This is a genomic window from Mesorhizobium sp. WSM4832 (genome assembly GCF_055811115.1).
This window is the reverse complement of record NZ_JBVVQH010000009.1, coordinates 150,510-174,665: the sequence shown is the minus strand read 5'-3', so window position 1 is coordinate 174,665 and position 24,156 is coordinate 150,510. Positions and strand designations below refer to the sequence as shown.

At 64.7% G+C, this 24,156-nt stretch carries 26 protein-coding genes; 7 read left to right on the top strand and 19 right to left on the bottom strand.

What is annotated here, in order from left to right; translation table 11 throughout:
- Positions 1 to 140: 140 nt before the first annotated feature.
- Positions 141 to 482 (top strand): hypothetical protein, encoded by a 342-nt coding sequence (locus AC0L2L_RS15165; RefSeq protein WP_473579381.1) that lies wholly within the window; start codon positions 141 to 143, stop codon positions 480 to 482.
- Between the two features lie 151 nt (positions 483 to 633).
- Here the strand turns inward: AC0L2L_RS15165 and AC0L2L_RS15160 are convergent, their stop codons facing one another.
- Positions 634 to 1,230, bottom strand: a complete 597-nt coding sequence (locus AC0L2L_RS15160; RefSeq protein WP_473579479.1) for a YdeI/OmpD-associated family protein — start codon at positions 1,228 to 1,230, stop codon at positions 634 to 636.
- A gap of 156 nt (positions 1,231 to 1,386) precedes the next feature.
- On the opposite strand from AC0L2L_RS15160, the gene AC0L2L_RS15155 reads away from it, so the two are divergent.
- Both AC0L2L_RS15155 and AC0L2L_RS15150 read left to right on the top strand, forming a co-directional pair.
- The gene (locus tag AC0L2L_RS15155; protein ID WP_140631443.1) at positions 1,387 to 1,575 is read left to right on the top strand and encodes a type II toxin-antitoxin system HicA family toxin; all 189 of its coding nucleotides are present in this window, start codon (positions 1,387 to 1,389) and stop codon (positions 1,573 to 1,575) included.
- Between the two features lie 12 nt (positions 1,576 to 1,587).
- Positions 1,588 to 2,022, top strand: coding sequence for a type II toxin-antitoxin system HicB family antitoxin (locus AC0L2L_RS15150; RefSeq protein WP_473579380.1), 435 nt, complete (start codon positions 1,588 to 1,590; stop codon positions 2,020 to 2,022).
- A gap of 66 nt (positions 2,023 to 2,088) precedes the next feature.
- On the opposite strand, the gene AC0L2L_RS15145 is transcribed toward AC0L2L_RS15150, so the two are convergent.
- From AC0L2L_RS15145 to AC0L2L_RS15135, 3 genes are all read right to left on the bottom strand, one after another.
- Entirely contained in the window at positions 2,089 to 2,811 is a 723-nt protein-coding gene (locus AC0L2L_RS15145) for an amino acid ABC transporter ATP-binding protein (protein WP_473579379.1), read from the bottom strand.
- The gene (locus AC0L2L_RS15140) at positions 2,798 to 3,466 is read right to left on the bottom strand and encodes an amino acid ABC transporter permease (RefSeq protein WP_473579378.1); all 669 of its coding nucleotides are present in this window, start codon (positions 3,464 to 3,466) and stop codon (positions 2,798 to 2,800) included. Before AC0L2L_RS15140 ends, AC0L2L_RS15145 begins: the two co-directional genes overlap by 14 nt.
- Positions 3,467 to 3,597: 131 nt before the next feature.
- Positions 3,598 to 4,413 carry a transporter substrate-binding domain-containing protein gene (locus AC0L2L_RS15135; protein WP_473579377.1) on the bottom strand — a complete coding sequence of 272 codons (816 nt, stop codon included), beginning with the start codon at positions 4,411 to 4,413 and terminating at the stop codon, positions 3,598 to 3,600.
- Between the two features lie 327 nt (positions 4,414 to 4,740).
- Here AC0L2L_RS15135 and AC0L2L_RS15130 point away from each other — a divergent pair, with 327 nt between their 5' ends.
- Positions 4,741 to 5,463 (top strand): SDR family oxidoreductase, encoded by a 723-nt coding sequence (locus AC0L2L_RS15130; RefSeq protein ID WP_473579376.1) that lies wholly within the window; start codon positions 4,741 to 4,743, stop codon positions 5,461 to 5,463.
- Here the strand turns inward: AC0L2L_RS15130 and AC0L2L_RS15125 are convergent.
- Both AC0L2L_RS15125 and AC0L2L_RS15120 read right to left on the bottom strand, forming a co-directional pair.
- A complete protein-coding gene (locus tag AC0L2L_RS15125) occupies positions 5,414 to 6,370 on the bottom strand; it encodes a LysR family transcriptional regulator (RefSeq protein WP_473579375.1) in 957 nt (318 codons plus the stop codon). The genes AC0L2L_RS15130 and AC0L2L_RS15125 overlap by 50 nt on opposite strands.
- 11 nt (positions 6,371 to 6,381) lie before the next feature.
- Positions 6,382 to 7,284 (bottom strand): S1C family serine protease, encoded by a 903-nt coding sequence (locus AC0L2L_RS15120; protein ID WP_473579374.1) that lies wholly within the window; start codon positions 7,282 to 7,284, stop codon positions 6,382 to 6,384.
- A gap of 205 nt (positions 7,285 to 7,489) precedes the next feature.
- On the opposite strand from AC0L2L_RS15120, the gene yghU reads away from it, so the two are divergent.
- Positions 7,490 to 8,359 (top strand): glutathione-dependent disulfide-bond oxidoreductase, encoded by an 870-nt coding sequence (yghU, locus tag AC0L2L_RS15115; protein WP_027169724.1) that lies wholly within the window; start codon positions 7,490 to 7,492, stop codon positions 8,357 to 8,359.
- A gap of 41 nt (positions 8,360 to 8,400) precedes the next feature.
- Here yghU and AC0L2L_RS15110 read toward each other — a convergent pair whose 3' ends face one another.
- The 3 genes from AC0L2L_RS15110 to AC0L2L_RS15100 form a co-directional block, all read right to left on the bottom strand.
- Entirely contained in the window at positions 8,401 to 8,946 is a 546-nt protein-coding gene (locus tag AC0L2L_RS15110; RefSeq protein WP_473579373.1) for a YbhB/YbcL family Raf kinase inhibitor-like protein, read from the bottom strand.
- 95 nt (positions 8,947 to 9,041) lie between these two features.
- A complete protein-coding gene (locus AC0L2L_RS15105) occupies positions 9,042 to 9,839 on the bottom strand; it encodes a hypothetical protein (protein ID WP_473579372.1) in 798 nt (265 codons plus the stop codon).
- Between the two features lie 438 nt (positions 9,840 to 10,277).
- Positions 10,278 to 11,465, bottom strand: coding sequence for an aminotransferase-like domain-containing protein (locus AC0L2L_RS15100; RefSeq protein ID WP_473579478.1), 1,188 nt, complete (start codon positions 11,463 to 11,465; stop codon positions 10,278 to 10,280).
- Between the two features lie 274 nt (positions 11,466 to 11,739).
- Between AC0L2L_RS15100 and AC0L2L_RS15095 the strand changes: the two genes are divergently transcribed.
- The gene (locus AC0L2L_RS15095) at positions 11,740 to 12,480 is read left to right on the top strand and encodes a sulfotransferase family protein (protein ID WP_473579371.1); all 741 of its coding nucleotides are present in this window, start codon (positions 11,740 to 11,742) and stop codon (positions 12,478 to 12,480) included.
- A 45-nt stretch (positions 12,481 to 12,525) separates the two neighbouring features.
- Here AC0L2L_RS15095 and AC0L2L_RS15090 read toward each other — a convergent pair whose 3' ends face one another.
- The 8 genes from AC0L2L_RS15090 to AC0L2L_RS15055 form a co-directional block, all read right to left on the bottom strand.
- Entirely contained in the window at positions 12,526 to 12,684 is a 159-nt protein-coding gene (locus AC0L2L_RS15090; RefSeq protein WP_473579370.1) for a DUF1127 domain-containing protein, read from the bottom strand.
- Between the two features lie 205 nt (positions 12,685 to 12,889).
- On the bottom strand, positions 12,890 to 13,081 hold the full coding sequence (locus AC0L2L_RS15085) for a hypothetical protein (RefSeq protein ID WP_473579369.1): 192 nt from the start codon (positions 13,079 to 13,081) through the stop codon (positions 12,890 to 12,892).
- 441 nt (positions 13,082 to 13,522) lie between these two features.
- The gene (locus tag AC0L2L_RS15080) at positions 13,523 to 14,227 is read right to left on the bottom strand and encodes a Crp/Fnr family transcriptional regulator (protein ID WP_473579368.1); all 705 of its coding nucleotides are present in this window, start codon (positions 14,225 to 14,227) and stop codon (positions 13,523 to 13,525) included.
- A 151-nt stretch (positions 14,228 to 14,378) separates the two neighbouring features.
- Positions 14,379 to 14,552, bottom strand: coding sequence for a hypothetical protein (locus tag AC0L2L_RS15075; protein WP_473579367.1), 174 nt, complete (start codon positions 14,550 to 14,552; stop codon positions 14,379 to 14,381).
- A gap of 131 nt (positions 14,553 to 14,683) precedes the next feature.
- Entirely contained in the window at positions 14,684 to 15,892 is a 1,209-nt protein-coding gene (locus AC0L2L_RS15070; protein WP_473579476.1) for an amidohydrolase family protein, read from the bottom strand.
- A gap of 295 nt (positions 15,893 to 16,187) precedes the next feature.
- A complete protein-coding gene (locus tag AC0L2L_RS15065; protein WP_473579366.1) occupies positions 16,188 to 16,643 on the bottom strand; it encodes a GFA family protein in 456 nt (151 codons plus the stop codon).
- A 67-nt stretch (positions 16,644 to 16,710) separates the two neighbouring features.
- Positions 16,711 to 17,259: a cysteine hydrolase family protein gene (locus AC0L2L_RS15060; RefSeq protein ID WP_473579365.1), complete on the bottom strand. Its 549-nt coding sequence runs from the start codon at positions 17,257 to 17,259 to the stop codon at positions 16,711 to 16,713.
- A gap of 242 nt (positions 17,260 to 17,501) precedes the next feature.
- The gene (locus tag AC0L2L_RS15055) at positions 17,502 to 18,410 is read right to left on the bottom strand and encodes a LysR family transcriptional regulator (RefSeq protein ID WP_473579364.1); all 909 of its coding nucleotides are present in this window, start codon (positions 18,408 to 18,410) and stop codon (positions 17,502 to 17,504) included.
- 97 nt (positions 18,411 to 18,507) lie between these two features.
- Here AC0L2L_RS15055 and AC0L2L_RS15050 point away from each other — a divergent pair, with 97 nt between their 5' ends.
- Positions 18,508 to 19,755 (top strand): MFS transporter, encoded by a 1,248-nt coding sequence (locus AC0L2L_RS15050; protein WP_473579363.1) that lies wholly within the window; start codon positions 18,508 to 18,510, stop codon positions 19,753 to 19,755.
- 225 nt (positions 19,756 to 19,980) lie between these two features.
- Here AC0L2L_RS15050 and AC0L2L_RS15045 read toward each other — a convergent pair whose 3' ends face one another.
- Positions 19,981 to 21,981, bottom strand: coding sequence for an amidase (locus AC0L2L_RS15045; RefSeq protein WP_473579362.1), 2,001 nt, complete (start codon positions 21,979 to 21,981; stop codon positions 19,981 to 19,983).
- 275 nt (positions 21,982 to 22,256) lie between these two features.
- The gene (locus AC0L2L_RS15040; protein WP_473579361.1) at positions 22,257 to 23,855 is read right to left on the bottom strand and encodes a WD40 repeat domain-containing protein; all 1,599 of its coding nucleotides are present in this window, start codon (positions 23,853 to 23,855) and stop codon (positions 22,257 to 22,259) included.
- Between the last annotated feature and the right edge of the window lie 301 nt (positions 23,856 to 24,156).

The following is a 24,156-nucleotide window of genomic DNA, read 5'->3' as shown; positions in this document are numbered from 1 at the left end:
TCGCCGGACATAATCCAGAAACAAGATTCAACAGTCCGGAAAAACTCGCGAAAAGAGCGGCTGTCATAAGCGGCACCGGAGCAGCCGAAGGATTGCGGCGCGCGACAACAAACATCGACCTTAACCAAGGATTGCCGATTATGAAAAAGACCCTTCTTTCCGCACTCGGCCTGGCCGTCGCGCTCGCTTTCGCAGTGCCGGCGCTCGGCACCACCGAAGCCAATGCCGCTGCCACGACTGCCGCGACCACGACTGCTCCGGCTGCGACCACCGAAGCCGCGAAGCCGGCAGCGACCGATGCCGCCAAGCCGGCCGGCAATGGCCCGCACAAGAAGCGTCACCGCAAGCATCATCGTCACCACGCCCGTAAGCTTCATCACGTGAAGAAGCGCTCGAAGCATCATGCCAAGAAGCATCACGTGAAGAAGCACCACGTGCGCAAGCACCATGTGAAGAAGCATGTTGCGAAGAAGGCCGCGTAAGGCCCGACACCTTCGAACTTCATGACCGGATGATCCGGAACCGCAGGGTTCAGGATCATCGGCTCCCGAAAACACCGTCCTTCAGGGGCGGCGTTTTTGCTTTTCGGGGATCATGTCCGCTGACGCGGTCCTTCGGTTCCGGATCACGCCCCTACTTCTTCTGCGGGTGGATCGTCTCGCCGCGCTTGAGCATCGCCACCAGATCGGCGATCTTCTTCTTGCGCCCTGCCTCGGTCTTCATGTTGTGGGTGCGGAAGGCGAGCGCGAAGCGGTTCTGCGCCGAAAGTTTTTCCAGCATCGCTTTCGCCTTCGGCTCGGCATCGATCGCGGCCTGCAGGTCGGGCGGGATGGTCATCTCCTTCGAGCCGCCATAGGCGCGGTCCCAGCGGCCGTCGGCCTTGGCCGCGTCGACCTCGCGCAGGCCATGGCTGGTCATGCGGCCCTCCTCGATCAGGCGCGCGACATTGTCGATGTTGATCTTGCTCCAGATACTCTTTTTACCGCGCGGCGTGTAGCGCTGCAGGAAACTCCTGTCGTCGAGCGACTTGCGCACCGCGTCGATCCAGCCGAAGCAGAGCACGACATCGATGGCCTGCTTCGGCGTGATCGAGGCGAGCCCTGAGCCGACCTTGTGGATCTTGATCCAGACCTCGCTTTCGCTGGCATGGTTGTCGGCCAGCCAGGCATGGAAGCTTTCAGCGTCGCGGAACTCGCGAACCTTGTCCGGATCGACCTTGATCGGGGCCATCGTCACCTCGTCTATCGCCGCAAGCAGTGTGAACGATTCCGCCGCCATTGTAGCGGGCCCTGGCGCCAGTTTCTGTCAGCAGGTGCTAAACGGCTCGCTTCGGCAAACTCCACACTTCTGTTGACTTCCACAGATGTGTGGAGTACGCTATCCTTTATGAACGCAAACGAATTCCGGCGCTGGCTCGCCAAGCAGGGATGCACCTTCGAAACCCACCGTGGTGGGAGCGGTCATCTGACTGTGCGTTTTAAAGACAAGGTTTCCCAATTGCCAATGCATGGTGGCGGCAAGGAGCTTGGAACGCGTTTGGTCGAAAAGATCAAGAAGGATTTGGGCCTGAAATAGAGGAGATAGCGTATGTGGTATGAACTCGCCCTCACGCCCGACGACAACGATACCTGGCTGGTTACGGCATCTCAATTCGACGAGGTCGCGTCCTATGGCGCCACCAAGGAAGAAGCTTGCCGTAATGGGCGCAATGCAATCGAGGAGGCGATTGCCGCCCGCATTGCGAATGGCGACGATATCCCCTTCCCGCTCAAGGAAACCAAGGGCAAGGGATGGTTTGTGGAGATTCCGGCGCTCGTTTTCCTGAAATCGGCCCTGTACATGGCCCTGAGGGAAAAGGGCTGGAGTCGCGCGGATCTGATGCGCGAGTTGAAATGCCAGCGCGAACATGTCGACCGGCTATTCCGGCTCGACCACAACTCGCGGCTCGACTCGCTCGAGGAGGCGTTCAAGGCGCTCGGCCATCCTCTGCGATTCGACATGGAGTTCCACAAGGCCGCCTGACTTTCGCAACGAAATGTCAGGCCAGATCGCCCCGCTCTCGCCCGCTCCCGGCGAGCGGGTCGGCGGCTACAGGATTTTCGCCAGGAAGCTCTTTGTGCGGTCCCGTTGCGGATCCGAGAAAAGCACCCTCGGTGCCCCTTCCTCGACGATCATGCCGTCATCCATGAAGATCACCCGATGCCCGACCTCCCGGGCAAAGCCCATTTCGTGGGTGACGACCACCATTGTCATGCCCTCGACAGCCAGGGTCTTCATGACCTGCAGCACCTCGCCCACCATTTCGGGATCGAGCGCGGAGGTCGGCTCGTCGAAGAGCATGACGGCCGGTCCCATCGCCAGCGAGCGGGCGATCGCCACACGCTGCTGCTGGCCGCCGGAAAGCTCGTCGGGGTAACTTTCTTCCTTGCCGACGAGGCCGACCTTGGCCAGCAATTCGCGCGCGATCCTGTTGGCCTCGTCGGCCGGGATCTTCTTGACCCTGCGCGGCCCGATCGTGACGTTCTCCAGAATGGTCAGGTGCTTGAACAGGTTGAACTGCTGAAACACCATGCCGACATGCTGGCGCAATTGGTGGATGTTCGTCTTCGGATCGGTCAGCACCATGCCGGCGATTTCGATCTCGCCGCTGGTTGCCTTCTCCAGGCCGTTCAGGCAGCGCAGGAACGTGCTTTTGCCGCTTCCCGAAGGGCCGATGACGACGACGACCTCCTTTTCCTCGACATGAGTGCTTATCCCCTTGAGGATCTCGTCGTGGCCAAAGGACTTGTGAAGGTCCCTAACGTTTATCAACTTGAAGCCTCCTCTCCAGATAGGACGAGAACTTCGACAGGGAGAAGATGAGGACGAAGTACAGCGCGGCAATCAGCCCCCAGATTGCAAAGGACGCGAAGGTCTCGGCGATCACGATCTCGCCCTTGTAGACCAGCTCGGCGATGCCGACCGGCGCCAGCAGCGAGGTGTCCTTGATCGTCTGGGCCGCCTGGTTGACCAGCGGCGGGATCATGCGCTTGAACGCCTGGGGCAGAACGATATAGCGCATCGTCTGAAAGCCGTTCATGGCGATCGACTGCGCCGCTTCCTTCTGGCCCCGGTCGACGCCGAGAATGCCGGCGCGGATTATCTCGGTGACATAGGCGCCTTCGTTCAGGCTGAGCGTGAAGGCGGCGGCGAGGATGGGATATGTCAGTTGTCCGAACCACTGGTTGACGGGCAGGATCGCCGGCAGTCCAAGCACGATGAAGAAGAGCTGCACCAGCAGCGGGGTGGATCGGAAAATCTCGACATAGCCGGTGGCGATCCAGCGCAGCGGCGCAACCGTCGACAGGCGCATCAGCGCCCCGAACAGACCGATGACCACCATCAGGAGGATGGCGACGATCGAATACTGGATCGTAAGCCGCAGGCCATCGAGGATGACGGGTAGGTTTTGCCAGATGGAGCCCATGGACCGTGCCTTGGAGTGCTATTTCTCGCCCATCTCATCGGAGCGCATGGCACGGCTCGCGCCATGCGTGTCGACTTGCCGGACTGGCCGCGAAAGCTGAAGGATCGCCGTTCGGGGGATTCGAGCGGTCGTCAGCCCGAAATCGCAACGGAGGCCGGTTTTTGCACCTCGTTGACGACGCCGCTGGTATCGCCTCCAAAATATTTTTCGAAAAGTTTCTTGTATTCGCCGCTCTGCCTGATCTTGGCGAGGCCGGCGTTGATCTTGTCGACCAGCTCCGGCTTCTGCTTGCTGATGGCGATGCCGTAATATTCGCCGGTCAGCAGCGGGCCCACGGTCTTGACGTTGTCATGGCCGGCCTTGAAGTTAATGTTGACGGGGTTGTCGAAGATGACCGCGTCCGCCCCGCCGGTTTCGAGCGCCTGGTAGGCTGCATCGATACTCTGGAACTGCTTCACATAATCGGGCGCGAAACCGTGGCTGGTCAGGTAGTCGACGGACGAGGTTGCTTTCTTGGTGGCGACCACGTGGCCCTTGAGGTCGTCGAAGCCCTTGATGTCGGCGTCATTCATCACCAGCACCGAAAGGCCGGATTTGTAATAGGCGTCGCTGAAATCGACGTTCTGCATCCGGCTGGTCTTGATCGTTATCCCGGCAACCGCGGCGTCGATCGAGCCGGCCTGCAGGCTCGGGATAATGCCGTTGAACGGCAGTGTCTTCAGGCTGACCGTCATGTTCTCAGCCTTGGCGATCGCCTTGATCATGTCGATGTCGAAGCCGGTGACCTCGCCATTCGTCTCGGTCTCGAATGGCGGAAAGGTCGTATCGGCGCCGACCACGATCTTGGTTGTCGCGCTTTGCGCGGCCGCCATGGGCGTTGCTCCGAACGAAAGCACGAGGCCGGAAACCAGCGACGTGGCCAAAATGATAAGCGACTTGTTGTTCACAGATACCTCCTTTCGGCGGGCATTCGCCTGCTGAAGGCGTCGACGATCGGTGCGAAATGCATGAACTCGGGAGCCCGTACGGTGCATCTGGATCGAGCGGCGCCCAAGTCAAGGTTGCCACAGTTGCGGCTTCCGCGGGAAGGACCGCGGCCGGCGGATTTCATGCGCGGCCAGGTCTCGCGACCGGTTATGCCAGATCTTGCGGCGAAATCCGGCGGGCCCGTCGATCTCACCATCGGAGCTTCCGATGGCGCTATCGGTTTCTTCCGTTTCCGCTTCGCGCGCCGGCTTGCCACATCAGAGTCCATGCAAAGGAAAGGCGTGGACATGGACAAGCAGAAAATCCTGATCGTCGGCGGCAGCTCGGGCATGGGGCTGGCGCTCGCCAGGCGCTGTCTCGAGGAAGGCGCCGACGTCATCATCGCCGGGCGCGGCGAAGCGAAGCTGGACGCCGCGCGAGACGATCTCGGCCGTCCGGACGCGCTCGAAACGGCGGCGGTCGATATCGGCCGCGAGCACGAGGTCGCGGCGCTGTTCGCGCGTATCGGCCGGCTCGACCATATCGTCAGCACCGCCGCCGCGATCGAAGGCGCCTACCAGCTGCTGCCCGAGATCGAATTGGAGGCCGCGCAGCGGGTGGTGGAAAGCAAATTCTACGGACCGCTGCTGCTTGCCAAGCATGGCGCGCCGAAGTTGCCGCCGACCGGTTCGCTCACCTTCGTCTCCGGCATTGCGGCCTATCGGCCCGCGGCGCACGGCGCGGTGGTCGCCGCCGTCAACGCGGCACTTGAAGGGCTGGTGCGGGCTCTCGCCGTCGAGCTGGCGCCGATCCGCGTCAATGGCGTCTCGCCGGGCTGGGTCGACACGCCGATCTGGGCGTTCGTCGCGGGCGAGAAAAAGGACGAGACGCTTGCCGCTATGGCCAAGCGCCTGCCTGTCGGCCGGGTCGGGCGGCCTGATGATATCGCCGACGCAATTCGCTTCCTAATGGGCAACGGCTTTACGACGGGAGAGACGCTGCAGGTCGAGGGCGGCCACCGGCTGGTCTGACCGGCGCGAAATTCTTGCCGATATCCGCGAGAAATTGCTTCAGCGCCGGCGGTTGGACGCGGCGGCGCCGCCAGATCATCACGACGTCCGCCGAGCGGACCGGCCCAGGCCAGGCAAGCTCGGCCACCTCGCCGCGATCGATCGCGGCGGCGACCGCCAGCCGCGGCACCAGGCCAAAGCCGGCGCCGGCCGCCACCAGCCCGGCAATGGCGTCGATGCTGCCGGCTTCGGCGGCGAGGCCGGGCTTGCCGAGACCCGCCTCGGCAAACGCCCGGTCGACCATGGCGCGGTAGACGCAACCAGTCTCGGTGGCGACGAAATGCTTCTCGGCCAGCGTCGCCAGATCGACATCGGCCCGGTTGTCGCCGGGCGGCGCGATCAGCGCCAATGGCTCGACCGCCACGACGCGCCTGGCAAAGCGCTGGTCCGGCTCGCCGGCATCGACATCGAGCTCAGCGGGCCGCTCGAAGCAGAAGGCGACGTCGATCTCGCCCTCCCCCAGCCTGCGCAGCAAGTCGGCGCTGCCGGCGATCCTGAGCTTGATGTCGATACCGTTGTGAGCGGCGCGGAAACCCGCGAGCCAGCCGGCAAGCCTTGCCGAGGCAATCGTCTCCAGCGCGCCGATCGAAAGTGTGCCAGCCGTCTCGGCCCTGATCCCATCTACCGCGGCCCTGGCGTCGTCGGCGAGCGCCAGCAGGTCCTCGGCATAGGGTCTCAGCGCCTCGCCCGCCGGCGTCAGTTCCAGCCCCTGCCGCGAGCGGGTGAAGAGGCTGGCGCCAAGCTCGGTCTCCAGCGCCTGGATCTGGTGGCTGACGCTCGACTGGGCGAGATTGACCCCTTGCGCCGCGCGCGTGACGTTGCCGGTCCGCGCGACCGCGAGAAAAGTCTTCAGCAGCCTGGGGTGCATAAGGCGCCGGACTACTGGAGCTGCGGCTTCTTGAGGAAGGAATTGCGGTCGGCGGATTTTACCCTGAGCCAGGTCTCGCGACCGTCGCGAACCACGCGCAGCGGGATCTCCGCTCCGGCCGGATTCTGCCAGAGCTTGCGGTAGAAATCGGCCAGACCGTCGACCTCGCCGTCGCGCACGTCGGAGATGATGTCGCCCTGGCGCAGGCCCGCCTTTGCCGCGGGACCACCTTCCGCCACGCTCATCACGACCACCATGCCGTTCGACTCGGCCGAGAAGGCGCCGAGCCACGGACGCGGCGCCTTCGCCGCCTGACCGCGCTTGGTAAGATCGTCGAGGATCGGCGTCAAAAGATCGATGGGCACGACCATGTTGATGTCGGCCACCTCGCCGGCGCGGCTCATCTGCAGACGCAGCGAGCCGACGCCGAGCAGCTTGCCGTCGTGGTCGAACAGCGCGGCGCCGCCCCAGGACGGATGCGCGGGCGCGATGAAGATCGCCTCGTCGATCAGATATTCCCAGTAGCCGGCGAATTCCTGCTTGGTGACGATATGCGCGTCGACCTGCTGGCCGATGCCGTCGGCGAGCGTCACGGCGTCGCCGATCTTGGCCTTCCTGGCGTCGCCGAACTGGACAGCCGGCAAGCCGAGCGGCGACAGCGCCTGCACAAGGCCGAAGCCGGTCTCCTGGTCGTAGGCCAGCGCGTGCGCGGCGACCACGCGGCCGTCCTGGTCGGTCAGCCACACTTCCTCTGCCTCGGTGATCAGATAGCCTATTGTGAGCACCAGGCCATTGTCGCGGATCACCACGCCGCTGCCCTCGCGGCGCGTGCCCAGCGCATTGGCGGTGAAGGCGTCGTCCGGAACCGTAGCGCGCACGGCAACGACGGAGCGCGAAATTTTTTCGATGGTCATCGATCCATCCTGCATTGCGGGTCTTCTTCTATAAGTATGGCCGAAGGGCCGCGGTGCAAGGGTGATCTTCCCCCTTGCCGGGCTGGCACAAGCGCTAGTTCAACGAAGATTGAACTTTTTTCTTTGACGCGCGCAAAACCACACCTAAGTCTATCGGCATCCGTGGCAAAACATCCCGCGCTTCACGAAACACAAGGCCTTCAACATGGATCAATACATCCCGCCGAAAGTCTGGACCTGGAACAAGCCGAATGGCGGCGAGTTCGCCTCGATAAACCGGCCGATCGCGGGCCCAACGCATGACAAGAAACTGCCGGTCGGCAGGCATCCGCTGCAGCTCTATTCGCTGGCTACGCCCAACGGCCAGAAAGTGACGATCATGCTGGAGGAGCTTCTGGCGCTCGGCCACAAGGGCGCGGAATACGACGCCTGGCTGATCAAGATCGGCGACGGCGACCAGTTCGGCTCGGGCTTCGTCGAGGTCAATCCGAACTCGAAGATCCCGGCGCTGATGGACCATAGCGAGCCGAAGCCTGTGCGCGTGTTCGAATCCGGTTCGATCCTGACTTACCTCGCCGAAAAATTCGGCGCCTTCCTGCCGACCGAGCGCGCTGCGCGCGCCGAGACCTTCTCATGGCTGTTCTGGCAGATGGGTTCGGCGCCCTACCTCGGCGGCGGCTTCGGCCATTTCTACGCCTATGCGCCCGAAAAGATCGAATACGCCATCGACCGCTTCGCCATGGAGACCAAGCGGCAGATGGACGTGCTCGACCGCAGGCTGGCCGAGAGCGAATATCTCGCAGGCCCGGACTACACGATCGCCGACATGGCGGTGTGGCCCTGGTATGGCGGGCTCGCCAAAGGCCGCAGCTACAACGACGCCGCGCAGTTCCTCTCGGTGCATGAATACAAGAACGTTCAGCGCTGGGCCGACGCAATCGACGCGAGGCCGGCGGTGAAGCGCGGCCGCATGGTCAACCGCATGTCCGGCGATCCGGCCTTCCAGCTGCGCGAGCGCCACGACGCCAGCGACTTCGAGACGAAGACGCAGGATAAGCTGCAAGCCGCGGAGTGAGGCTCCCTACTCTCCCCACTAGGGGGAAGTAGGACGCTACGCTACCTCCCATATGTATACGTCACCGCCGCCTGGCCGAGCGCCTGGCTCTTGGCGGCGGTCGAGGCCATCTCCGGCGACGGATTTTCCGGGATGCGCAGCGTCTTTTCGCTCAGTGCATAGAGGGTGAAGACATAGTGATGCGTGCCGCTGCCGGGCGGTGGGCACGGGCCGAAATAGCCGGCGCGGCCGACGCCGCCCGTGCCGGACACCGAACCCTTGGGCATGCGCTTGCCGCCTTCAGCGCCGGCGCCTTCGCGCAGGCCCTTGGCGCTTGCCGGGATGTTCCAGGCCAGCCAGTGCCAGAAACCCTTGCCGCCATTGGCGTCGGGGTCGAACATGGTGAGCGCGAAGCTTTTGGTGCCGGCCGGCGGGTCCTTCCAGGCAAGCGCGATCGAGACGCTCTGTCCGCCGCAGCCGGCCTTGTCGCCGAGATATTTCGCATCCCATTTGCCGTCCGAAACCGACGGGCTGGAGATTTCGAAGGCGGACGCCTGGGTTGCGAAGAGAGTGAATGCACATACGACGAAGCTTAGGCGCGGGATCATGGCCCGTCCTCCCTGGCTGAGATCGCAGAGCCTATCTTAACGGGCCGAGCGGCACCGAGCAACTTTGCGTGACGGCGGCCGGCGACATCCAATCTCTACTCCGCCGCGCTGCATTCCGCGACCGCCGGCATCGCCAGGTCCGCGACAGCCGACATCCAGAGCCGATCGATACGGGCAAGCTTTGCCCGGTCTATCTCGTCGAGATGCTTCCAGTACATCCCGTCCTCGTAGAAGTAGCCGAACTCGCGTTCCATCGCCTCGGCCGCTTCAACCGCCTCGAGGTCTATGCCGGCATGCAACTCGGCTTGCATGGCCAGGACTTGCGGCATGGACAACCGCTGCACCTCCTCGAAGGAGAGTTTTGGGAAAACCAGCCTGCTGCGCGGCAGGTCCGACAGGTTGACGCAAAGCGTGCCGCGCCGCAGCGCGTGGAAAAGAAGGCGCGCGGACTTGGCCTCGAGACTCTGCAGCGTGACGTCGTCGCGCAGCGGGTCGGCGCGGCCGGCGCCGTAGAAATGGGTGTCGCCAGCGCTGTCATAGATCATGTCGCAGCCCAGGAAGGCGAGCACGTCCGGCCTCTGGCTATGAACGCTCCAATAGGCCGACGTCAGCGACATGGTGGCGCCGGCATAGACGAAGCCGCCAAAGCTGTTCTGCGCCGGCACATAGTGGGCGGCGCTGAAGATTTCGGCTTGCCGCAGTTCATGCCGGCGCGGCATGCGGTCAGGAGGAAAATCGCCGGCATGCACCAGGACGTCCCAGTCGGGGCGCACGCGCCAGGCATTGTTGATGGCGACGATGCTGGCGAATGCATGCTTGGGCCACGCGACGCAGCGCGTGACATCCGGCGCGCTGCCGAGCAGCAGCGTCACGCGGGGCGGTGCATCACTCATCATGCCATCCTCTTCGCGCACTCTTGCGGAGCGCATATGAGCCTTGCCCGCCGCTCCCGACAAGAGCCGCGCTTTTTTCCGGCTGGCGGCAAAGCTCTGTTGGAACCTGTGGCAATGAACGATGCAAACCGCGGAAGACTTCCCCATTGTGGAAGCGCAGCAAATAAAAAGCCCCGCCGGTGGAGGCCGTCGGGGCTCTTTGGTTCGGACCATGAAGGTGGGACCCCACGGTCGGTCGATCCAGGGGGTGTTGGATCGGCTGCGACACTAGCCGAAGAATCGGCCGCGCCGATAATCACGCCTGCGCACTAGCAATCACGCCTGCGCGAGTGGGAGGTGATAGCCGGCAATGAAACTGCTGATCTCCCCGCAAGGGGGAGATTGGACTTCGCATCGGTCTTCGCCAATGTCCTGCGTTGCGGAAGGTAGCGCCGCGCCCTACCCTCTGAGCAGCTTCGCCAGCCTCGGCACGCCCTCGTTCACCGCGCGATCATCCGCCAGTGTGAACGACATGCGCAGCGTGTTGCGGCCGGCGCCGTCGGCGTAGAAGGCGTTGCCCGGCACGAAGGCGACGCGCGCCTCCTTCACCGAGCGCGCCAGGAGCTCGGTGGCATCAGTGCCCTCCGGCAGCGTCAGCCAGACGAACATGCCGCCGTCCGGGCGGCTCCAGGAAATGCCGTCAGGCATGTTGGCTTCGAGCGCACCGAGCAGCGCGTCGCGCCGCTTGCGGTAGGCGCCGATCAGCTTTTCCACCTGGGCATCGAAGATGGCCTCGGCGACGCGGTGCATGACCATCTGGTTGATCGAGGGGCTGTGCAGGTCGGAGGCCTGCTTCATCAGCACCAGTTTCTCCACGATATGGCGCGGCGCGCAGACCCAGCCGACGCGCATGCCGGGCGACAGGATTTTCGAGAATGACCCGCAATAGAGCGTGCGCGCCTTGTCGATGCCGCCGGAGCGGGCGCAGTCGAGCGCCAGGATCGGCGGCACGCCCTCGCCGTCATAGCGCAGCGCGCGGTAGGCTGCGTCCTCGATGACGGCGATGTCGAGCTCGCCGGCAAGGTCGAGCACCGCCTGGCGCTGCCTGGCGTCCAGCGTGTTGCCGGTCGGGTTGGCGAAATCCGGCACCAGATAGGCGAACTTCACCTTGCCGCCCCCTTTCGAAAAGGCAGAAGGGGCAGCGGCCGCGGCGCGATAGGCTTCTGGCGTCATGTTGCCGCCGGCGGTGTTCAGCCGGTCATAGCGCGGCTCATAGGCGTTGAAGGCCTGCAGCGCGCCGAGATAGGTTGGCCAGGTGACCAGAGCCGTGTCGCCCGGCGACAGGAACAGCTTGCCGAGATAGTCGAGCGCCTGCTGCGAGCCGGAGGTGATGAAGATGTTGCCCTCGTCACATTGGACGCCGAGCTTGCCCATATAGGCGGCCAGCCATTTGCGCAGCGGCAGGAAGCCTTCGCTAACCTGGTACTGCAGCGCCGCTCCTGCTTCCTTGCCGCCGAGCACCGCCTGGTAGGCCTCGCCGATCGCTTCGGCGGGAAACAGCGATGGGTCGGGAATACCGCCGGCGAAGGAGATGATGTCCGGCTGGTCGAGCAGCTTCAGCAACTCGCGGATTTCCGAAGCCTTCATGCGCGAGGAGCGCGAGGCCAGAAGATTCAACAGGGTCAAGGCGCACCTCCCGCAGTGCTTTTATTTAGGTCAGCTTGGTTGACCTATTATCAGGCCGCGCCTCCCGCGTGAATAGGCAAAACGGTCATGGCGCATCGTTCAGACGACATTTGGACCATAGATTTGCGTGAATGCTAATGGAAAACCGTTGCGCGTTTGGCAGACCGGGCGCACGATCGCAACCAAGGAACCGGAAATCGAGAGAAAATCAATCCGGACCAAAAGGGGGACGCGCATGACACTCGAGGTCATCGGGGCCGGTTTCGGCCGCACCGGCACATGGTCGACTTTCGCCGCGCTGAACCGGCTCGGCTTTCCGAGCTACCACATGCAGGAAGTCATCATCAACAAGGCCAACAAGGGCCATCTCGATTTCTGGCGCGAGGTGGCGAACAGCTCGCCCGGTGCGCAGCAGGACTGGAACCGGGTCTTTGCCAATTACCGGGCGACCGTCGACAATCCGGGCTGCTGCGTGTGGCGCGAGCTGATGGCCGCCTATCCCGAAGCCAAAGTGCTTCTGACGCTGCATCCGCGCGGCGCCGAAGCCTGGTACGACAGCACCATCGACACGATCTACTTCACCGAGAATGTCTGGCAGTTCAAGGTGCTGGAATGGCTGACGCCGTTCGGCCGCAAGTTCGGCGACATGTCGCGCAAGCTGGTCTGGGGCCGGACGCTGAAGGGCGTGATGAACGACCGCGACAAAGCGGTGGCGCGCTACAATTCCTATGTCGACGAAGTGAAAGCGGCGGTGCCGCCGGAAAAACTGCTTGTGTTCAAGGTCAGCGACGGCTGGGCGCCGCTCTGCGATTTCCTCGGCGTCGCGCTGCCCAACGAGCCCTTCCCCAACCTCAACGACCGCGCTAGCATCAAGAAGATCATCAACGGCATGATCATGGGATCCTACCTGATGCTTGCCGGCGTCGCGGCCCTGATCGCGCTGGCGGTCGGCGGCTTGTGGTGGTGGCTTGGGTAACGGGTGACCGGATAAGGCTACAAGACCGCCACCGCGCGTCGCGCTTTAGAACGGCAACCGGATTTCATCGAGCTGGTTCGACTGCTCCGGCCAGCCGATGTCCTTCTGGAGCTGGTGCGGCAGCTCGTTCAATTCGCGCGTCGTCCTCTTGCACTTGTTCGACCGCGCAAAGGCGGCGCGGATTCGGCTAAGACTTTTGAACATCGGAAACCCCCATAAATCAGCGGCGGAAAACCGGCGCCGCTATTCATCCGACGCCGCTTTTGCGATGTGTCTGTAACCAGTGGATTGCGCGCGAACGGTGAAATGCTTCACGAAGCCGGAGCGGCTTGAAACATTTGCATGCAAATTAATTTATAAACAGAGCAATGCTACCGCGCGCCAAAAGTAACCGCGTTCGGCGAGCCGGTCACAGTCGCTCGAAGCTATCCAGCTTGAGGCGCAGCCTCTGGCCTTCCGCGAAGGCAAGGGCGAAGGATTCAAGCTCGAAGGATCGCGTCAGTTCCCGGTCTTCCTCGACCACGCGGACAAACCATTCGCCGCAGGCTTCGACTACTTCAACGCGGGACGGGACATGGCCGTTCGGTGTCACATCATCCATCGCAACTCTCCTTGGAAGCAATGGGAAACCATGAATCTATGATCGGCGGAATCGGCCCGCAAGATCAAATGATTGTACGGATTCGTACAGATCGGCAAGCGCCGGATTGTCCGCCGATTTCGCTCACGGGTTCGTCAATTGCACGATCGGCTTTTTGGGCCGGCAAATCACCGGCTCAGGTTTCTCGTTTCCGGCGCCTGCGTTTAGGCGCCGGCGCCACGACAGTGGCCGGCAACACAGGGATCCATACCCTTGTCCGCCAAGCTTCAGTCGGCTCGATTGTACGAATTTTACCAAGCAGAGGCAGTCGTTGCCTGGGCATTTCCAAGTGCTAGACAGGACGCGCGGTACTCCAAGTAAGCCGCAGTGGCCGGCGCGACTTGGGCAACGTTGCTTCACCGGCAGCCGCGTCGGCCATTTTTAACCTGTCGCGATCAAAGCTTATCCGAGCATCCGGACATATTCGGCCTCGGCTTGTCCGTAGTAGCCGTCGGCAATACCGACCAGACCATCCCGGTCGCGAATGGCAATCTCGCCACGCCGCGACCAGATGAGGCCGCGTCCTTCCAGAATTTGCAGGCCGATGGTGACGCCAGGCCGCCTGACGCCAAGCATGACAGCCAGGAATTCATGAGTGACCCGGATCTCGCCGCCGAGGGTCCGGTCATCACACATCAGCAGCCATCTGGCCAGCCGGTCCTCCAGCTTGGCGCGGGCATTGCTCAACGCCGTCGACCTTGTCTGGATGTGAAGGTAGTGGACATAAAGCAGCAGGAAGTCACGGAGCGTCGGGCTTTCCTGGAGCGCGCCCTTGAATGCTTCCGCATCCATGCAAACCGCATCGCCTATCATCTGCATGTAGCAATCGTTGGCCGCCCAGTCGACGCCCATCACAAGCGCCGAGCCCGACATGCCTTCGCGGCCGATTATGCCGACCTCGGTGTCCAGCCCCGGCCGGTTCCTTGCCACCACGGAGGCGATGCCGGATTCGAAGAAGCAGACCGTCTTGATCGGCTCGCCTGCCGCTTCGAGCGGGGCCCTCAGATCAAGGATCCGATAGTGCAGATGGGGAGCGAGCAACTCGAAGTCACCAGGACTCATGCGGCGCAAAAGCGCGCTTTTCTCCTTGCTGACCGGCTGGTCCATAGCTCTCTCCCGGATCGGGCAAGAGCATGTGTAATCTCCCAGCCGTCCGCGCCCTGATTCACTGAAAACGGTCGCGGGAGGATAGCCCACCCAAATTAGCCGGGCGGGCTTGGTACAAAACCGACAATTCAGGCCACAAAAACGATCTGGATCAGCGCGTTGAGCGTTCGCCGGCCAGGATACGCGCTTCCCTGAGGATGGACGCACGATCGTTGCCGATCAGCGAAACGATCTCGAGTATCTGCTGCTCCGTGGTTCCGGATTCCCGCGCCAAAGCCGCTACGGCTTCCGGGCTCAGACCGGATTGACCTGGCCGCTGCACCATTTGCTCCAATGCCGTTAGGGCAGGAGTGCGATGGTCGCTCCCAAGCGTCAGCGCCCATATATCAGGCCGACGATGCAACCACTGTACGCTTTCGAACAAATCTTGGCGAGCGATATATTAGCCACCCCGCATCAGCGCGTCATTCTCCCCTGCCTCGCCACCGCCCTGCCCCCGCGATAGACGGTTCGCTCCTTCGGCACCGCCACCACCGCTTCCGGCACATGCTCGGCCTTGAGCGCAACGAAATCGGCCTTGGCGCCGACGGCGATGCCGTAGCCTTCCAACCCCAGCGCCCTGGCGCCAGCATGGCTCACCAAATCGTGGGCGGCTTCCAGTTCCCAGTCCTCGTAGAAGCCGGAGCGGTAGCCGATCATGTTGGCGCGGTTCAGCATGTCGCCGTCGCCATAGGGCCACCAGGAATCGCGGATGTTGTCGGAGCCGGCGAAGACGGTGACGCCGGCCCTGCGCAATGCCGCAACCGGCGGGAAAGGATGGTTGCCGGGCGCATTGGTCATGATGGCGACGCCGGAAGCGGCCAGCATCTCGCCGGCCTTTGCCAATGCGTGGGAAGAGACGTCGCCAAGCGCATAGGCATGGCTGATCGCGACCTTGCCGCCCATGCCGAGCGCTTTTGCGCGGGCGGCGATCTCCTCGATCTCGAACAAGCCGAGCGTGCCGCCGTCATGCAGGTGGATGTCGATGCCGGCGCCGCGCTTTTCGGCAAGGCCGAACACCACATCGAGGTGGCCGTCGACGTCGCGGTCGAAGCTCGCCGGATCGAGCCCGCCGATCAGGTCGCAGCCGAGCTTCAGCGCTTCGTCGAGCAGTTCCACGGTGCCCGGCGAGGACAGGATGCCGCTCTGGGGGAAGGCGACGAGCTGGATGTCGACGAGGTCGCGATATTTTTCGCGCACGGCAAGGATCGTCTCGACATGCTTCAGCCCGACATCGGCATCGACCATGACGTGGCTGCGCATGGCAAGGCTGCCGTTGCCGACGCAGAGCTCGAGCTGGTTTTTCGCGCGCTCCGCCATCGGCGCGGCCTGCTCGAGGTTGCGCATCTGGAAAACGACCCGCTCGCGCACGTCAAAACCGTTGGCGCAAGGAATGTGCGGACGCCAGGCATCGCCGTAAAATGAGGTGTCGAGATGGATGTGGCCCTCGACGAAGGCTGGCAGCACGAGCCGGCCGGCGAGGTCGATGGCGCCCGCCGGCGGCGTTGCCGCTCTGGCGGCAGGAGCGATGGCGCTGAAGCGGCCGCCTGCGACGGTGAGGTCCGAGAGCGAGCCGTCGGCAAGTTTGGCGTTGAGAAAATGAGTCTGGTTCACGATGCAATCCATTGAAAAGGAAGGCATTAGTCGTCGCCGGCCGAGCGGACGAGGTCAATGCGGCAAGGAATAGAAACTGTTTCGTCCTTTCCTGCTCCCTTGGGGGAGAAGGCAAAGTCGCGAGTCCCGCCATATACCGCTTTCGCGGAAGTTTCAGCCGGCGGCAAATATGCCATGGTGTAGCCTGCGGTGTGAGGCCGCCGTGGTCGACGCGGACGCCCAAGCACATCCCCAACAATGCGCCCCCAACGGCCGCGTCGACCATCAACGGAAATGCCAACGGCGACCTTGCCAGGGTCGCCGTTTTTTACCCCCGCGCCTCGGCATATTCGGCGACCAGCGACTCGTATTGCTCGAAGGCAGGCAGCGCCGCGTAGCTGTGCACCGCCGATGTCGCCGCCCAGGGCAATTTCTCGGCCGTCCAGGTCTCGATGAAGGGCGCGAACCAGGCATGATCGTCGAGCATGGTCGGGCGCAGGTTGACGAACCAGTCGAGCCCTTCGGGCCGGGTGAACGTCCAGGTCATGCAGTAGCCGCAGAAATAGTGCTTCGACGCGCCGTGCAGGCCGCCGATCACCGGCTCGCCTTTCGTGATCTCGAAACCTTCCGCGGGGATCGCCGCGCTCAGCGAATAGGCGCTGGACGACATCGACTGACAGCCGGTGCAGTGGCAGGCCATGGTGAGCAAGGGTTTCGCCGAGATTTTCAGACGCACCCGGCCACAGCGGCAGCCTCCTTCGGCGGGCAGAGTGAGGGTGGGCAAGACGGGTTCCTTAGGTTGGGTTCTTCCCTTCTCCCCCTGTGGGAGAAGGTGGATCGGCGCGCAGCGCTCAGCCCTTCGTCAACTCCGCCGTCGTCGCCATCCGCGCGCCCTGCGTCTCGAACGCCGCGTTGTGGCGGGCGATGATGTCGGGCGCCTTTTCCTTGTCGCTGTCCAATGTCGAATGCGCGTCGGAAACAACGGTGACGCCAAGCCCTTCGGCAAAGGCGCCCTTGACGGTCGCCGCGACGCAGAAATCGGTCTGGGCGCCAATGAGCACGACGTCCTTTGCGCCCTGCCCCGTCAACCATTCGGCCAGGTCGGGGTTGGAGAACGCGTTGCCGACCCTCTTGCCAAAGGTCGGCTCGTCGGCGGCCTGGCCGAGCAGCGGCCAGACCGGCCAGCCGGAAGCGCCGGGCGCCAGCGGGTCGCCCTCCGGCCCGTCATGGCGCACGAACGCCACCTTGCGGCCGGTGCGCCGCGCCCAGCCGATCAGAGCGCGCGTGCGTTCGGCGATGGCGTCGGCGTCATGGATCGGCGGATCGAAACGGCCGTCGAACATGCCGGTTTGCAAGTCGATGACGATCAGCGGCGCGGCGGCAGAGGGGGTGACTGGCATGGCGCGAAGATAGCGTGGGTGGGGGATGGGTCAAGGTAGTGCGGCCTCCCCTTCTCCCCCTGTGGGAGAAGGTGGATCGGCGCGCAGCGCCGAGACGGATGAGGGGTGCGCGAAGGAACGAGAGCTGGAAAGAACAAGTGCTTTCAGCGCTTAATTGTCAAGCGCCGCGATCCTTCCAACACCCCTCATCCGTCCGAGCTTCGCTCGGCCACCTTCTCCCACAAGGGGAGAAGGAAAGGAGCCTACGACATCAGCGGCATCGGGCCCTTCAGTGCTTCGGCCAGCGCATCGCGGAAGACCGCGATCGGGCGCGCCAGCCTGCCCGCCGGCGGGCGGTGGAGCAACCAACAACGCACCTGCGGCTTGAAGCCGGGGCAGTCGACCACCTCGACCGCGTCGCGCCACTGGCTGCCCGACAGTGCGCCGGGGGTGACGACGCCGATGCCGAGGCCGCGTGCCACCAGCGACATCCTGAGATCGGCGCCCTGCGCCTCGACGCCGACATGGAAGGGCAGCCGCGCCACTTCGAAACGATGACGGATGAAAGCGCGAAAACCGCAGCCGGTTTCGTTGAGCACCCAGGGGTAGCGCGCAAGATCGTTGAGCTCGGCCGGCTTCGGCACGCCGAGGCCCGGCGAGGCGACAAGAAGCACCGCCTGCAGGCCGAGATCGTCGCCGACGAGCTCCGGCGGCGGCGCGACGCCCTCGGCAAGGCACACCGCGACCGCGTCGATCTCGCTGTGCAGCACCTGCTCGACCAGGCGCGGCGACAGGCTGGAGGTGATCTTCAGCGTCAGCTGCGGGAAGGCGGCGCGCAAGCCGTCGAGCGGTTCGGACAGCGCGCTGGTCGAGAGATAAGGCATGATGCCGAGGCGGAACTCGCCCCTCACCTCGCCCGCCGGCGAGACGCCGGCCTTCAGATCCTCCAGCGAGCGCAGCACGCGACGGCCATGCTCATAGGCCTCGCGGCCCGATGCGGTGGGTTTGAGCGGTTTCGACTGGCGGTCGAGCAAGGGCGTCGCCAGCCGCTCCTCGAGATTCTGCACCCGGCGCGTCACGCCGGGCTGGGTGAGGTTGAGCCTTGCCGAAGCGCCGACGATGGAGCCGGTCTCGACGACGGCCACGAATGCCTCGAGGTCACGGATGTTCATGCGTAACTCGCATAATCATTATCGGATCAATTCAATTGTAGCATTATGATCGTTGCGAATAAAGTCCTCGCGGAATATGCGGACAGCGAGGCCAGCCATGAACGGAACAGACAACGCCCGGGTCGCTGAGGCCGACTTCACGGAGCGGCCGCCGCATGTCGGCGGCGGCACCATCAGCCGGTCCCAGACGCTGCTGTTCGCGGCCTCGGTCGGCATCATCGTCACCAATTTGTTCGCGCCGCAGACGCTGGTCGGGCTGATCGGCCCGTCGCTCGGCGCCGCGGCATCGGAAAGCGGCCTGGTCTCGATGGCCACGCTGCTCGGCTATGCCGCCGGGCTGTTCTTCCTGGTGCCGCTGTCGGATCTGGTCGAGAACCGCGTGCTGGTGCTGCGCATGCTGTGCGCGGCCGCCCTCGCCGCGGCGGTCGCTTCATTCGCGCCGTCCGCCGCTTCGCTGCTCACCGTGCTGTTCATGCTGGGCGCCGCCTGTTCCTGCATCCAGGTGCTGGTGCCGGTCGCGGCCTCGATGGCGCCGCCGGGGCAGGACGGGCGCGTCATCGGCGACGTGATGAGCGGGCTGATGATCGGCATCCTGCTCTCTCGTCCGATTGCCAGCCTCGTCGCCGACGCCTTCGGCTGGCGCGCCTTCTACGGCATCAGCGCCGCGGCGCTTGCGCTGCTCGCCATCCTGCTCGGCCTGGCCCTGCCAAGGCGGAGGCCGCTGGCGCATGCGAGCTACGCGGGGCTCATCGCCTCGTTGGTCGGGCTTCTGGGCCAGGAGCCGGTGCTGCGCCGGCGAGCCTTCACCGCGAGCCTGGTGATGGCGGCGTTCAGCGTGTTCTGGACGGCGGTGGCGCTGCGGCTCTCGGCACCGCCCTTCGATCTCGGCCAGAAAGGCATTGCGCTGTTTGCGCTGGTCGGCGCCGGGGGTGCGGCGGTGACGCCGATCTTCGGCCGCGCCGGCGACCGCGGTCTTACGCGCCCGGCCACGATTTTCTGCCATCTCATGCTGATCGCGGCGCTGGGTCTCGCGGCCTTCGCCGGCGCGGGCAAGGCCGGCGGCGCCTGGCTACCGCTCATCCTCATGGGTCTCAGCGCGGTGCTGCTCGATATCGGCGTCACCGGCGACCAGACGCTGGGCCGCCGCGCCGTCAACCTCCTGCAGCCGAAGGCGCGCGGCCGCATCAATGGACTATTCGTCGGCATCTTCTTCATCGGCGGCGCGATCGGCTCGCTGCTGGCGGGACTTGCGTGGGCTTGGGGCGGCTGGAATGCGGTGTGCGCGGCCGGGGCCGCATTCGGGTTCATCGCGCTGGCGGTCGACCTGGCGGGTGGCCCGGAGTAGCCGTCACTCGCCCCGCTAAGCATTCCTCGGATCGGCCGCGCATTGTGGGATCGAGCGGGTGACGGCGATCAGCTTGCCGCGCACTTCCGAAGCCGCGGATCGGCTTCGATCGAAGCCCGGCAAAAAACGGACTGACCCGCAAGCGCGCAAAGTCCCCTCCCGAGCAGTAAACAAGACAGACCAGCCCGGCCTCGTATAATCGCTCTGCCAGATCAGCCGGGGCTGTCACCCGATCCCGCCGGTGATTATAAAGGTTCCGTTACAGCGCCCATCAGGCGAACGCACGATGGCCGTTACGATCGAGCCGTAGGCGCCGCGCCAGACGCTGTGGAAGCCTTGATGCGTCGAGGCCGGCACCACCGCTCGGCCGGTGTAGCGATTGTGTCTTGCCTGCATGAGGATGGGCTCGCCGTTGACGTGGACTTTCACTTCGGCCGGCTCGTCCGCGCCGATTTCCAACACGATCGCGATCTCGTCGGTGTCGCCGGATCGCGTCGTCTGCGCGGTCAGCGCCAGCGTGAGCGGGGCACCGCCAACGCGACCCGCCGCGCTCCTGCCTTCGAACACCTCATCGGCCAGCGCCGGCGTGCGCGGCGGAACGGTGCGGCGCCTTGTGGCGTGCTCGTAGTTGCCGGCGATCGTCAGCAGCGCCACGTCGTCATAAGCCTTGCCGGCGAAGGTCAGGCCGACGGGCATGCCGATATCGGCCATCGTGCCCATCGGCACCGTCACCGTCGGGATGCCGAGATGGCGCCAGACGAGATTGCCGTTGGCGACCCAGGTGCCGTTGCGCCAGGCAAGCGCCGCGGACGCCTCGTTGACATCGGCATCGGCAGGACCGACATCGGCGACCGCCGGCAGAACCACGGCATCGAGGCGGTTCGCGTCGAGCCACTCCTCGAAATCGACCCGGCGCGTTGACTCCAGGCCTTTTAGTCCCGCCTCGATGGTGGGAATGCTCGCGAGCGGCGCCACCCCGCGCTTCGCTCGCTCGACATACTGCGCCAGATCGAAATCGGCGTCGCCGTAGCGATCGCGCAGCGTGCCTGGCGGCTGCGGGAATATCTTTGCGCCGTCGACCGAAGCGAGATCGGGGATCGCGGGATCGGCATTGGCGCGCAGGAAATCGTCCCAGGACCAGATGGACAAGTCCCAGATTTCGCGCTCGGCAAATTCCATCGGCACAAGGCCGCGATCGACCATGGAGCGAGCGCCCGGACGATCGCGCTCGTAATTGGAGACGACGGGGAAATCGACCTCGACCAGCTCCGCGCCGAGCGCTTCCAGATCCCGCGCCGCCTGCCGCCACAGTTCCAGCACCGAGGCACGGGTCTCGATCGGCCGGTCGGCGCCGTCATCCTTGCCGATATACATTTTCGGCACGCCGAGGCGTTTGCCCCCGAGCGCGTCCCGCAGCGGAAGCGAGGTGTAGCTCGCCGGCCTCAGCGCCGAGGTTTTCGGGATATGCACCCAGGGTTGCACGCGCCAGAAATCGCCCCGCGTCTCGTCATCGTCGGCGACGACGATGTCGAGCAGCTCCAGCATATCGGAAACGGTCCGCGTATGCGGCACCACCACGTCCATGGTCGGCACCAGGGGCCAGTTGCCACGCGCCGAGATGACGCCGCGCGAGGGCGTGTAGGCGACCAGCGCATTGTTGGAGGCCGGCGCGCGCCCGGACGACCAGGTCTCTTCGCCCAGCCCGAAGGCGGCGAAGGACGCGGCGGTCGCCGTCCCCGAGCCGTTGGACGAGCCGGAGGCGAAGGCGGCGGTAAGGAAATCCTTGTTGTACGGGCTCTCGGCGCGGCCGTAGACGCCGCGCTGCATGCCGCCATTGGCCATCGGCGGCATGTTGGTGAGGCCGATCAGCACCGCGCCCGCCGCGCGCAGCCGGGCGACGGTGAAAGCGTCTTCGTTGGCGACGAGACGCTCGAACGCCGGCGAGCCGGCCGCCACCGTCAGGTCCCTCGCCTTGTAGCTGTCCTTGGCGGTGTAAGGGATGCCGTCGAGCGGGCCGAGCGTCTTGCCCTCGCGGCGGCGGCGGTCCGAGGCTTCCGCCTCCTCGAACATCTTCGGGTTGAGTATGGGTACGGCGTTCAATGCAATGCCATGGCGATCGTAATGGGCAATGCGCCTGAGATACGCGCCGGTGAGCTCGACGCTGGTGACGGCGCCGTCTTCCAGCGCGCGGCGCAGGTCGGCGATCGAGGCTTCGACGATATTCATGGGCTGGGCGAATTCCCTGTCAGTCTTTCCGCATCCGATGGCACTGGCCTTGAAACGCGAAAGCCGAGTTCCGTCACACCCCCCTCTGCCCTGCCGGGCATCTCCCCCGCAAGGGGGGAGATTGATGTCGCGATCGCTTTCGCCAATTGTCGGCCTCGCAGGATATGGCGGCGCGCGGAAGCTGCGGATCTCCCCCCTTGCGGGGGAGATGGCCGGCAGGCCAGAGAGGGGTGCTGTCCCGCCAGCCTACCCGTGAACAATCTCCAGCGCCTCCGCTACTCGGGCGCCCCCGCAAACAGCACCGTCCCGTCCCCTCCCGCCGCCGGCCAGTCGCGGATGGTGCGGTCGATGCCGCCTGTGACGAGCGTGCCGTCGGCGGCGAAGGCGACCGAATAGATCGGTCCGGTGCCGGGGTCGAATTCGGCGATCTCGGCGCCCGTGTCCATGTTCCAGATCCGCGCCGTGCCGTCGAGCGAGACCGAGCCGAGACGCTTGCCGTCGGCCGACAAGGCCAGCGCATAGACCGTGCCGGAATGGCCGTCGAAGCGCCGGACTTCCTTGAATGTGTCGATGTCCCAGAGTTTTATCGTGTAGTCGCCGCTGCCGGTCACGGCATGATGGCCGTCGGCCAGGAAGACCGCGCCATAGGCCCCGCGTTCGTGGCCGTGCCAACTGCGCAGCTGCTTGCCGGCGACGATGTCCCAGAGTTTCAATTCGCCGTCGATGCTGCCCGAGATCGCGTGCGTTCCGTCGGGCGAGACGGCGACGGAACTGACCGACCAGTCGTGCCCGGGCAGCACATGCAGCACTGTGCCCTTCTCCAGGTCCCAGACGACGACCGAGCCGGTGTCGTGGCCGCTGACGGCAAGTTTGCCGTCGGGGCTGAGGGCGAGCTTGTTTACGCCGCCGTTCTGGCCCGACGAAAAGACGTGCAGCACCGTGCCGTCCGAGAGCTGGCGCAGCACGATCTCGCCGTCGTCGCCGGCGGTCAGCGCGGCCTTGCCGCCGGGCATGAAGAGCGCGACACGCGCCATGTCCTTATGGGTGCCGAGGTCGCGGATCAGCCGCTTGCCGTCGATGTCCCAGAGCTTGATCGTCCGGTCAGTGCTGGCGCTCATGATCTGGTGGCCGTCGGCTGACACCGCCAGCCAGACGACGGCGTCGCGATGGCCTTCCGGCGCGGTCGGCTGGGTCGGAGGCGCCGGCGGAGGCGGTGCGATCGTCTCGGGCGGCGTGCCCATTTCAGGCTGCGCGGCCGGCGCCAGCGTGGTTTGCAGGGTGGGCGCGGATGACGGCTGCGCCGGGGTGGCGGGCTGCGTCGATTGCTGGACGGGCGTCGGCTGGGATGGCCCGGCAGGCGCCGATACGGGCGCGGGCGCCGGCGCGAGTTCTGGCGGAAGCGTCGCCAGTAGCGCTGGCGCGGCCGGCTCGGGCGCGGGTGCTGGCGCGAGTTCCGGCGGCGGCGTCACAGGTAGCGCCGGCGCGGCGGCGACCTCCTTGGATTCGGCGGATTCGGCCGGCGCGGCCGGTTCGACACGTGCCCGCCACGGGCCGTACTGGTCGGCGACGATGACGAGCAGGGCCAAAAGCGGCAGCGCGAGCGCGACGCGGCGCAGCCATGGATGCCCGGCCGGCTCGATCTCGGCATCGCGGCCGAACAAACGGGCGGCGGGATCGTGCCTTGCCGAGGCCGGCAGCAGGCCGGCGAGGAAAAGCAGTCCGGCAAGGACCGACAGCAGGCCGGCCGCGCCGAAGACTTCCAGGCGCGTCGTTGCCAGCGGCTTGCCGTCCAGCGCCGGATAGAGCTTGGCGAAACAGACAATGCCGACGACCAGCATCGCCAGCGCCAGCAGCCTGTCGGTCGATCTCTTCATCGTTATCCCCCCGCGCCTTGCAGTAGCCGCGCCCTCGCAACCCGGCAGCGGTAACGGCCCCTGCATCCTAGCCGAGGTTGCGGCCAAGGCTAAGTGCAAGACATCACACTGATTCGCGGGGCGATATCTTTCGCACCCGGTTTCGGCAGGCGCGACCATCATACTATTGAGCGGCGGTTACATCAGTAGAACGCTGTTCCCAGGAACGGAACGGCCCGCTTGCTTGACAGAAACTGCTTATATGAGATTATCCGCCGGGATTTTCGAGGAGAGCAATTCGCATGAAGAAGACTTACGAGAA